This window comes from Thiobacillus sp., assembly GCF_024708915.1.
The window spans coordinates 1-2,903 of the sequence record NZ_JANJXQ010000122.1; the positions used below are offsets into that span (position 1 = coordinate 1).

Here is a 2,903-nt window from a genome sequence, read left to right on the forward strand (position 1 = left end):
GCAGCCCGGTGAACGCCGATTCCGCCAGCACCCTGTCGGGGCGAACGCTCGATGCCGGCGCGGGCGAATCCCCCGCCGCGCGTTTCAGCCTCGGCCTGCGTTACCGCGAGGCCCGGCCAAGAAGCACCCGCCGTTGGCCGCGCGCCAGCTCGGCAGCGGCCAGCCCGATACCGGCGAGCTGCTTGCCGCCATCGGCCGGGCCATCGATGCGGTGCCCGGCGTCACACTCGACAAGCTGGAGTGGGCCGACGACGCGCCAACGGCCGGCGGCGGAACACGGATCAGCCTCGACGCCTCGCTGGTTCCGTTCGACGGCAATTACCGCGCGGCCATGCAGCGCATCGACCGGTTCATGCATACCCTGCAGGCCGTACCCACCCTGCATGACGTGCGCTTGCGCAGCAGCCCGGTGAACGCCGATTCCGCCAGCACCCTGTCGGGGCGAACGCTCGATACCGGCGCGAACGAACCTCACGCAGCGCGCTTCAGCCTCGGCCTGAGCTACCGCGAGGCCCGGCCATGAGACACCCGCCGTTCGCCGCGCTCAAGCTGCCGCTGCTGCTGGTGCTGACGGCCCTGCTGCTGGCCGGGGGCGGCATACTGTGGAGCCGCGGCCAGGCGCAAGACGCCGGGCTTGCCCTGCAGCAGCAACGCAGCGCGCTCGACGGCGCGCGTCAGCAGCTCGACCGCAGCCGCCAGCAGCAGCAGCTCATCGCCACCCACCTGGCCGATTATCAGGCGCTCGCCGCGCGCGGCTTTATCGGCGCAGAAGACCGGCTGGCCTGGATCGAAGCGGCGCAACTGGCCAACCGCGATGCCGGGCTCTATGCCCTGGATTACCGGCTGGCGCCGCGCGCCGCTTCGCTTCCCGCGCTCGCCCAGGGCCTGCCGCTGGGGCAGACGAGCATGACCCTCACCCTGCCGCTGCTGGTGGAGGCCGATCTCGCGCGCTTTTTGAACGCGCTCAAGGCGCGCGCACCCGGGGTCTACCGCGTGCAGGGCTGCCAGCTGTCCCATCCCGGCGACGCGCCATTCGAGCCGGTCAACCAGCCACGCCTGCTGGCCGAATGCGAACTGCTGTGGTTTACCGTTGCGGCCGACACCGGGAAAGCCCAATGAAAACCTGTTCACCACAGAGACACAGCGGCACAGAGAAGTGCAACCCCGTGCGGCGCCACGGTATTCGCGCTTGCCCGATCTTGATTGTCTCTGTGTCGCTGTGCCTCTGTGGTTCAGGGTTTGCAGCGGGCACCGACCCCGGCCGCCTGTTCTACACCCCGGCCCAGCGGGCGCAACTCGAAGCCGCGCGCGCCCGCGACCTCAGCCAGCCGCGCGGCCAGAATAAAACCGCCGCCCCCGCCGCGCCGGCACCGCTGCGTTTCGACGGCATGCTGATCCGCTCCGACGGCAAGACAACCCGCTGGATCGACGGCAGGCCGCAACTCGACGGCGCGGCCGTATCGGGGCTGAAGCCGGGCCAAGTCCGCGCCGACGGCCGCGTGTACGAACCCTACCAGGTGCTGCGTCCCACCCCCGCCGCACCGGCCGCTGAGGAACCTGCGCCATGAAGCGGACGCGCGGCTTCACCCTGATCGAACTGGCCATCGTGCTGGTCATCGTCACCATCCTGATCGGCGGGCTGGCGGTACCGCTGTCGGCGCAGATCCAGGCGCGGCGAATTGCTGAGACCAAAAAGACACTCGAGGAAGCGCGGGAAGCGATCATGGGTTACGCCATGACTCATAATACGGGAGGCGCTACGCCGCGCCCTTACCTGCCTTGTCCGGACAGCGACGGCGACGGGCTAGAAAACCGCACCGGAAATGAGTGCACCAAGCAATCCGGATGGTTTCCGTGGGTCGATCTCGGCACGGCGTCGCAGGATGCGTGGGGCAATCGCCTGCACTATGCCGTCCACGCCGATCTGACCAGCAAAACCAATGGATTCCATAACGGTAGTGCGCCCACCTCCGACGATCCATGGAATCAAGTTTGTTCGGAAGAAAACTGCCCGGTCGTCGACGTCGTCGACGGTGTGCCGGTCGTGCTGGTATCGTACGGCGCAAACGGCAGGGGAGCCCGCAATGTCAACATTCCCTTTGGCAGCCCCACCCCTGCGCTGCCCCCCGGAACCAGCGCCAAGGAAATCGAAAACCTCGACGCCGACCACCGCTACGTCAGCCGCCCCCCCTCCAAACCGGGCGACGCAGCGGGCGAGTTCGACGACCTCGTCGCCTGGCTGCCGTTCAGCGTGCTGATCAGCCGGGTATGCCCGGCGGGCGGCTGTCCGTAGCCTGCAACCTGAACGACACCCGTCCTGCCTGATTGTCGGGCAGTTCCAGCCGGTACCCCACGCGCGCCGCCTGACGCGCGGCCTGGTACAGGCCCACCCCGAGGCCGAAATCCGACGCCACCGGGCTCAGAAACAGATTGCGCGCCACGTGCTCGGGTGCCGGCGCGCCGCTATCGGTCACCGCCAGGCTCACCAGCGGGTGCAGTTCCAGTCGTACTTCCACTGCGACATCCGGCTGCCCCTGACGCTTGCGCAGGGCATTGGTGAGCAGGTTGTCCGCCACGCTGTCGAACAGATCCTGCGGCAGCGGCGTGTCGTCGACCGCCTCGGCGAAGAACTGCACGTCGTCGTGTTCGTAGCGCGTCTGCAGAGCCGACCACCACGCCTGCGCCGGTATGTGCGCGACATCCATTTCGGCCGGCTGCTTCAGCTTGTCGACTGTCTGCGACAGCCGCGTCGCCAGCTGCGGCAACTGCCGCTTCATCAGTTCCAGCAGACGCTCGCTGTCCTCGGGCGTGGACATGTCGGCGGCGGCGAGCAGGGTTTTCAGCGACTGCAGGATATTCTTCACGTCGTGCGTCAGCCGCGCGCCGGTGTCGTGGATCGCCTG

At 68.1% G+C, this 2,903-nt stretch carries 5 protein-coding genes; 4 read left to right on the plus strand and 1 reads right to left on the minus strand.

Features of this window, described 5'->3' with window-relative positions; genetic code table 11:
• Positions 1 to 133 precede the first annotated feature (133 nt).
• The 4 genes from Q0L94_RS08880 (at position 134) to Q0L94_RS08895 (ending at position 2,293) form a co-directional block, all read left to right on the plus strand.
• Positions 134 to 523, plus strand: coding sequence for a hypothetical protein (locus tag Q0L94_RS08880; RefSeq protein ID WP_296752609.1), 390 nt, complete (start codon positions 134 to 136; stop codon positions 521 to 523).
• Complete coding sequence (locus Q0L94_RS08885) at positions 520 to 1,119, plus strand: hypothetical protein (RefSeq protein WP_296752611.1); 600 nt, start codon at positions 520 to 522, stop codon at positions 1,117 to 1,119. The genes Q0L94_RS08880 and Q0L94_RS08885 overlap by 4 nt, the downstream gene beginning before the upstream one ends.
• 80 nt (positions 1,120 to 1,199) lie before the next feature.
• Positions 1,200 to 1,568: a hypothetical protein gene (locus tag Q0L94_RS08890; protein ID WP_296752614.1), complete on the plus strand. Its 369-nt coding sequence runs from the start codon at positions 1,200 to 1,202 to the stop codon at positions 1,566 to 1,568.
• Positions 1,565 to 2,293: a type II secretion system protein gene (locus Q0L94_RS08895; RefSeq protein ID WP_296752617.1), complete on the plus strand. Its 729-nt coding sequence runs from the start codon at positions 1,565 to 1,567 to the stop codon at positions 2,291 to 2,293. The genes Q0L94_RS08890 and Q0L94_RS08895 overlap by 4 nt, the downstream gene beginning before the upstream one ends.
• Here Q0L94_RS08895 and Q0L94_RS08900 read toward each other — a convergent pair.
• The coding region (locus Q0L94_RS08900; protein WP_366799396.1) for an ATP-binding protein at positions 2,259 to 2,903 on the minus strand (645 nt) is incomplete at its 5' end. The two genes, Q0L94_RS08895 and Q0L94_RS08900, sit on opposite strands and share 35 nt — an antisense overlap.